General features: G+C 65.3%; 5 protein-coding genes. 2 read left to right on the plus strand and 3 right to left on the minus strand.

Annotated elements, in window-relative coordinates; all coding sequences use genetic code 11:
- From Q0629_RS01230 to Q0629_RS01240, 3 genes are all read right to left on the minus strand, one after another.
- Positions 1-3099 (minus strand): efflux RND transporter permease subunit (locus Q0629_RS01230; protein ID WP_298777906.1); only part of this gene is annotated, 3099 nt, incomplete at its 3' end.
- 18 nt (positions 3100-3117) lie between these two features.
- A complete protein-coding gene (locus Q0629_RS01235) occupies positions 3118-4203 on the minus strand; it encodes an efflux RND transporter periplasmic adaptor subunit (protein WP_298777908.1) in 1086 nt (361 codons plus the stop codon).
- A 30-nt stretch (positions 4204-4233) separates the two neighbouring features.
- Complete coding sequence (locus Q0629_RS01240) at positions 4234-4986, minus strand: TetR/AcrR family transcriptional regulator (protein WP_298777910.1); 753 nt, start codon at positions 4984-4986, stop codon at positions 4234-4236.
- 456 nt (positions 4987-5442) lie between these two features.
- On the opposite strand from Q0629_RS01240, the gene folP reads away from it, so the two are divergent.
- A complete protein-coding gene (gene folP, locus Q0629_RS01245; protein ID WP_298777912.1) occupies positions 5443-6687 on the plus strand; it encodes a dihydropteroate synthase in 1245 nt (414 codons plus the stop codon).
- A partial coding sequence (folK, locus tag Q0629_RS01250; RefSeq protein ID WP_298777914.1) for a 2-amino-4-hydroxy-6-hydroxymethyldihydropteridine diphosphokinase occupies positions 6675-7003 on the plus strand: 329 nt, incomplete at its 3' end. The genes folP and folK, both read left to right, overlap by 13 nt.

The raw sequence follows: 7003 nt of genomic DNA on the forward strand, positions 1-7003 counted from the left end.
TGCCTCTGCGTGACCCTCCGCGGGGTGGCTTCTGCCACCTCGATGCCCTTCCAGGAACAGCCGGACTCGCCAGGTGAGCTTGTACGCCGCCGGAATGAAGACCATCGCCAAAGATCCACCCGCCAGCAGCCCGCCGATGGCGACCACCGCGATGGGAAGCTTCATCTCGGCCCCGCGCCCCGTCGAGAGCAGGGGGATCAGGGAGACGACGGACGTGACGACCGCCATGACCAGGGACTTGAAGCGCACCACACAGGCCTCCTCGATGGCCTCGTAGGGGTGCTTGCCCTGTCCCCTCAGGACCTCGGCGTAATCCACGATGACGATGGCGTTGTTGACCACCATGCCCACCAGCATGATCATGCCGATGATGGCGAAGATCGAGATGTTGACGCCTGTGACGATCAGGGCCGGCACCACACCGATGGCCGCCATGGGCACCGTGAAGAGGATGACCGCCGCGTAGGTCCAGGACTCCAGGATGGCCGCCACCACCAGGTAGGTGATGACGATGGCGATGACGAGGGTGCGGATCAGCTCGGCGAACTCCTCCGCCATGTCCTCGGCCTCGCCGCCGAAGGAGATCGAGACGCCCTCGGGCAGGGTCATGGCATCCGTTATCTCCTTCATGCGCGCGTTGCCTTCACCCGTCGTGATGTAGCGCACGCGGCCCGTCACGGGCACGATGCGGACGCGGTTCTTGCGCTGGATCTCCGTCGGCGCATCGCCCCAGATAACGTTCGCCATCTCGTCCAGGGGCACCAGGCCGCTGCCCGTCATGACGGGCAGCTCATGCACCTTGAAGATGTCCCCGGCCTTCTCTCGGCTCAGGCGCGCCTTGATGTCGTACTCGTAGCCCTCCTGGCGGAACTTTCCCGAATTCATGCCGATGAGGTAGCCGCGGACGATGCGCGCCAGGTCTGCAATGTTGAGCCCCAGGGGCGAGAGGCGCCAGCGGATGGGCTCCACCCGAAGCTCCGGCTTGCCCAGCTCCATCCCGATGGAGAGGTCGCGCACGCCCGGCACCTTACGCCCACGGGCACGAATCTCTTCAGCCACCGAGTAGAGCACGTTCAGGTCCGTCCCCTTGACCTCAATGGAGATAGGGTCACTGAAGCCGGCGCGGGTGGCCGACACGGAGTACTCCACGCCGGGAAGCGTCGCGAGGAAGGGACGAATCCGGTCCGCGATCTCCTGGGTGGAGGGCCGCCCCTCCTCCGCGTTGACGAGGTAGAGGCTGATTTCCGCCTGATTGAGGGATTGGCTGCGCATGGACCCCGCCACGCTCGAGACGACGCTGCGGATCCACTTGCGGTCCTCCATCCCATTGATGAAGGCCTCGACCTGCTCCAGGACGCCCTGCGTCCGGGTGAGGGAAACGTTGTTGTCCAGCGTCACGGAGATGCGGATCGTCCCGTCGTCCGACTCCGGCATGAACTGGGTTCCGATGAAACCGCCCAGCTTGAGCGACCCCCAGGTCATCAGGAGCACCAGGAGGACCGTGCAGGCCGGGAAGCGCATGGCCCCCTTCAGCAGGAAGATGAAGAGGTCGCGGAACCCGTCGAAGAGCCAGTTCCACCACCCCGTCAGGATACGGCCCATGAGAGGCAGCCCCGCGTCGCCCTCCTGCTTCCTGATGCGCGCCGCCATGCAGGGCGTGACGGCCATCGTCACCCACAGCGAGAAGATCGTGGCGTAGACGATCGTGACGGCGTAGGGCCTGAGGAACTGGCCCGATATCGTGTTCATCATGGCCACGGGCATGAACACGCCGAGGTTCGTCAGGACGCCCGCCAGGACGGAGACCGATATCTCCACCGTCCCGTCCTCCGCCGCCTTGAAGGGGTCGCAGCCCATGTCGCGGTAGCGGTAGATGTTCTGGATGATGAGGATGGCGTTCATCACCAGCGTGCCCATGGAGAGGGCCAGCCCCAGGGTGCTCATCAGGTTCAGCGTGTAGCCGTACATCTGGAGCGGCACGAAGGTGGCCGCAAAGGCAACGGGCATGGAGCAGGCCACGATGAAGGTGGCCGACAGGCGCCCCAGGAAGAGGTAGATCACCAGGGCCGTCAGCAGGATGCCGATGCCCGTGTCCCGAACGATGTTCTTGACGGCGGACTCCACGTAGGAGGTGTCGTCCTGGGTGTATTCGTAGGTGAAGTCGGGGTAGTCCTTCATCAGGCGCGCCAACTGGCGCTTGATCTCTACGCCGGCCTTCACGACGTCCGCGTTGGAGCTGGGGCTGACGCGCAGCAGCACCACGGGGTTGCCGTTGGCGCGGGCAAGGCTGCGCTGGTCCTCCTCCGCGTCCACCACCTGTCCCAGCATGGAGAGCCGCACCGGCTGCCCTTTGGACGTGGGGATCAGGATGTTCTCCAGCTGCTCCACGTCGTTGAACTCGCCCACAAGGCGTAGAGAGACCTCGTCCTTCCTCTGGGTGATGTAGCCGATGGGCGTGGTCTGGTTGTTGGCCGCCACCACGTTGCAGACCTGAAGGTAGTTGATGCCATACTCGTTGAGCGCGGAGGGGTCCAGCAGGATCTGGATCTGGCGGTCCCGGCCTCCGGAGACGTAGGCCTGCCCCACGCCGTCGACGCGCGACACGATGGGCTGGATGCGGTCCTCAATGACCTTCTTCGCCGTCTTCTCCGGCATGGAGTCCGTGGCAAAGGCGATGGTGAGGAAGGGCTGGGAGCTGATGTCGAACTTCGTGCAGACGGGATCGTCCGCGCCGTCCGGAAGGTCCGGGATCGCGGCCTTGACCTCGTTGTTGACGTTCAAGAGCGCCAGGTCCTGATTCGTCCCGGACTCCATCTCCACGGCGACCATGGACACGCCGTCCTGGGAGTAGCTGGTGAGGGACTTCAGGTTGTCCACGTCGGCCAGCTCGTCCTCGATCCTCTTGGTCACCAGCTGTTCGATCTCGTTGGGGCCTGCGCCGTCGTAGGCAGTCCGCACCAGGACGAAGGGCAGCTCCACGTCCGGGTAGAGCGTCACGCCCAGCGTGAAGTAGCTGCTGACGCCCAGCAGGACCCAGACGACCACCGAACAGGCCGTGAAAACGGGGTGGTAGATGCAGAAGCGGACAAAACTTCTCATGGTATGAGCCTCGTCCCCCTACATCTTCTGAGCCGCGCCAGGCACGTCTCGCGTGATGGCGGCGCCCTCGTAGAGAACGCGGCTGCCGCTGACGATCAGCTCGTCGCCCGCCTTGAGGCCAGAGGTGACCACCACGCGGCCCTCTCGCCCGTCGCCCGTGGTGATGGGGACGCTGTGGGCTACGTCGCCCGACGCCAGGTACACGGCCTGACCGCCGCTGCGGTAGATCACGACGTTGGAGGGGACGACGATGACGCCCGGCTGATGGTCCACCAGAAAGCGCCCCTCAAGGTAAGAGCCCGGCAGGATGCCGCTCTTCTCCGGCAGGCCGACGACGACGGGGTACAGGCCCGATCCCGTCTGGGCCTCCGGGCTCGTGCGCTTCACCCAGCCTGCGCTTCGCACGCCATCGACGTAGACGTCCACGGAGGTGTTCCTGTTGATCTTGAAGATGTCCTTCTTGGAAACCATGAGCTCGGCCTCCATCTCCCGCGGGTCAACGATGGCGATGAGGGTCATCCCAGCCTCCGCCACCTCGCCCGGCTCCACGTTGCGCGCGGCCACGATGCCCTCGATGCTGGCCTTCAGTTCCGTGCGCTGAAGGGTGGACTGGGAGCTCTTCAGCTGCGCCTCGGCGGACTTCAGCGTCGCGTAGGCGGAGTCCACCTCGGACTGCGAGATTCCACCCTTGGCGTGCAGCTCCTTCAGCCGGTTGTAGTTCAGTTTCGCCTCGTCGTAGCCCGTTCGCTGCGCCTGCACCTTGGCTCCACGGTCCGCCACGATCAGGGTGACCACCGTCTGCCCCGGCTTGACGCGGTCCCCCACCTGCACGTGGACCGTGCGCACGATCTCGCGTTCGTAGGCCGTCACGTTCTGGGTGTGGGCCGACTTGCCCTGCCCGTAGTAGCTCCGCCACGTGTTCCAGTCGGATGTCTTCAGGACCTCCGTCGTGACGGGATAGACGGTTTCCGTTTCCTGTTCCAAGGAGCGCAGGTTCGCCTCGGCCTGTTCCATCTTCGCCATGACCTGGACGGTCACCAGCGCCCCCACCGCCGCCAGGGCCCCCACCCAAAGCAGCACCCGCACCTTATTCAGAACGCTCATCAACTTGCTCCACATGCGCGCACTCACTCCTTATCCCGCAAAACTCATAGAATCCGACCGGAGCGACAACATCGCCCCTTCTTCCGTCGCTCTCCAGCGCTCGAAGACTCCGCCTGCCTCGACCTCGCTCAACACACGAAGCGTCAAATCCTGCATGAGGGCGAGGTAGCGGCGGGACCGCTCCGTCCGCTCCACAGCGGGAAGCGCCGTGAACGACCGGACGTCGGCCCCGAAGATCGCAACGCAGAGGGACTTGGCGATCGACCGCATGACGTTCATGAGAAGGCCTGTGTCGAGGTCGCTTCGCACGAGGCCCAGCTCCTGTCCCCGCCGGACCAGCGCCTCCCTGCGCCGGAATAGATGAAGCAGGGAGCCGCGCAGCATTTTCTCCTCGCCTTCCCCGGCCTCACACTCTCCGAGCGAGAGCATCATGATCTGCCCCAGCTCCGGGTTATCCACGAAGAAGTCGAACTCGCGCTCCTGCTCCTCCCAGAGGGCCGGCCAGTACTCCTCCTCCGTTTCCGGCAGCGCCCGCTCCGGAAGCGCCCGCAGGGCGCGCTCCCCAATGTCCTGAAGCACCATGTCCAGCAACGCGTCCTTGTTCTCGAAGTAGTAATAAACGGTTCCCTTACTGACGCCGGACCGTTCGATGATCCGGTTGAACGAAGCGTTCTCCAGTCCGTGCTCGTTGAACTCGTCGACGGCTGCGTCGATCAGCGCCTGGCGTTTCTCCCCGCTCAACCCGTCACGCCTCGAAATAGCCTCCACCTCCCCATCCTTCACTCCATCCGCCGTAGAACGGCGTCCTCCACTAAAAAAGCGATCAAAAACGACCGCACGATCTCACCCTTTCTGTTACCGCCCGAACCCCGTGACCATCGTCCAGACCATCCGTTTCGACCGAGTGGTCCAACCATTAGGTTGTACGATTATACTGTTTTTGGGATAAAGGTCAACGGGTCTTGAGGCCCATGCGAGGACAAGGGGTAGTCGCTCCGCACGCCTGCGCCCGGTTCGCGAAGGGCGGGGCAGCGCGGGCTGCTCGGCCGTTCCAGGCAGGGAGTCGGGTGGAACGGTCCAACGGCTCCTTGCTGCGACTGATGTTTTGCTATACAATAACGGTGGATGAAGCGGCCGTTTCGGTTTCGAAGGGCAGCCCTTTAGGTCCTCCGTTCCAGTGCAAAGATTTTATATCCCCTTCGGACCGCCGGCCCGCACGAAACTTCAGGAGGCAGACCAATGCAGGAAAAGGACTTCAACCAAACGGGAGCGGCCGTCTTTCCGCTGACTGCGGCGGAGGCGGGCGACCTCGCCGCGATCGTCGAGCGCATCGGGGCCGATCCCCGGTCGCTGCGCTACCTTGGCCCCAAGCGCAGGGTGCTGCACTTCTTCGTGCCCAAGGTGGACTACCGCGCCGCGGCGTTCGTCAAGCAGGAGCTTCTGGCCCGCGGGGGCGACGCCCTCGTCGCACGGGGCGTCATCGACGGGACGTGCAAGACCAGCGGGGTCCTCATGATGGGGACGGACTCTCAGATCGACCGCCTGCTGCTGAAGCTCGAATCCCTGGACTGCTGGGGGCTTCCGGAGCTCCGAGCGGCGCTCTCCTCCGCCGTTCGAGGACTCAGGGTCGACCGGTGGCGCCTCGCCCTGCCCGGCGGGCGCAGCCTCGAACTGAACCGCGAGACGAAGATCATGGGCATCCTGAACCTCACGCCGGACTCCTTCCACCCGGCAAGCCGCGTCGGCGGCATGGACGACCTGCTGCGCCGGGCCCAGGAGATGCTCGCGGACGGCGCAGACGTCCTGGACCTGGGGGCGGAGTCCACCCGCCCCGGGTCCCGTCCCATCTCCGAACAGGAGGAGCTTGAGCGCCTCCTGCCCGCGCTCCGGGCGCTGCGGCGCGCCTGCCCGGACGCCGTAATCTCCGTCGACACCTACAAGGGGGCCGTAGCCCGCGCGGCGGCAGAGGAGGGAGCGGACGTCATCAACGACGTGGGCGGCTTCCTCCTGGACGGGGCCATGCTGCCCTGCGCGGCCGCTACGGGCCTGCCCTACATCCTCTCCCATATCAAGGGACACCCCTCCACCATGCAGGACGTCCCGCCCAGCGAGGACCTGATGACGGAGCTCCACCTCTACTTCGGGGAGCGGCTTCGCGCCGCGGAGTCGGCGGGCTTGAGCCGGGATCGCATCATCCTGGACCCCGGCATCGGGTTCGGCAAGGGCGGCCAGGAGAACCTGACCATCCTCAAGGAGATCGAGGCCCTGAGGGTCCACGGCCTCCCCCTCCTGATCGGGCATTCTAGAAAGCGCTTTACGTCCTCCGGAGAGGACCGGCCGGGGGACCGCCTGCAGAGGACGGCCGCCGTTTCCGCGCTGCTGGAGGGGAGGGTCGAGATGATCCGGGTGCACGACGTGAGGGAGAACCACCAGGCGCTTTTGATGGCGCGGGCCGTGCGAAGGGCGGCGCCATGGAGCCGCTAGCCCTCGCCCTGGGGGCAAACCTGGGGAACCGGCTGGCCAATCTGCGCCAGGCCCTCCACCGCCTCGAGGGGCTGGGCGCCGTCCTCAAGAGGAGCGACGTCTTCGAGACGGAACCCTGGGGCGTCGCGGAGCAGCCCCGCTTTCTCAACGCCTGCCTCTTGATGAAGACCGACCTCGACCCCGAGGTCCTGTTGACCGCCGTAAAGGGAATCGAGCACGACATGGGGCGCAGGGAGACCGTGCGGTGGGGGGCACGGAACATCGACATCGACATCCTCCTCTGCGGCACACTGCTCTACGAGTCCCCGCGCCTTCG

This window comes from uncultured Fretibacterium sp. (assembly GCF_938030725.1).
GTDB lineage: Bacteria > Synergistota > Synergistia > Synergistales > Aminobacteriaceae > Fretibacterium.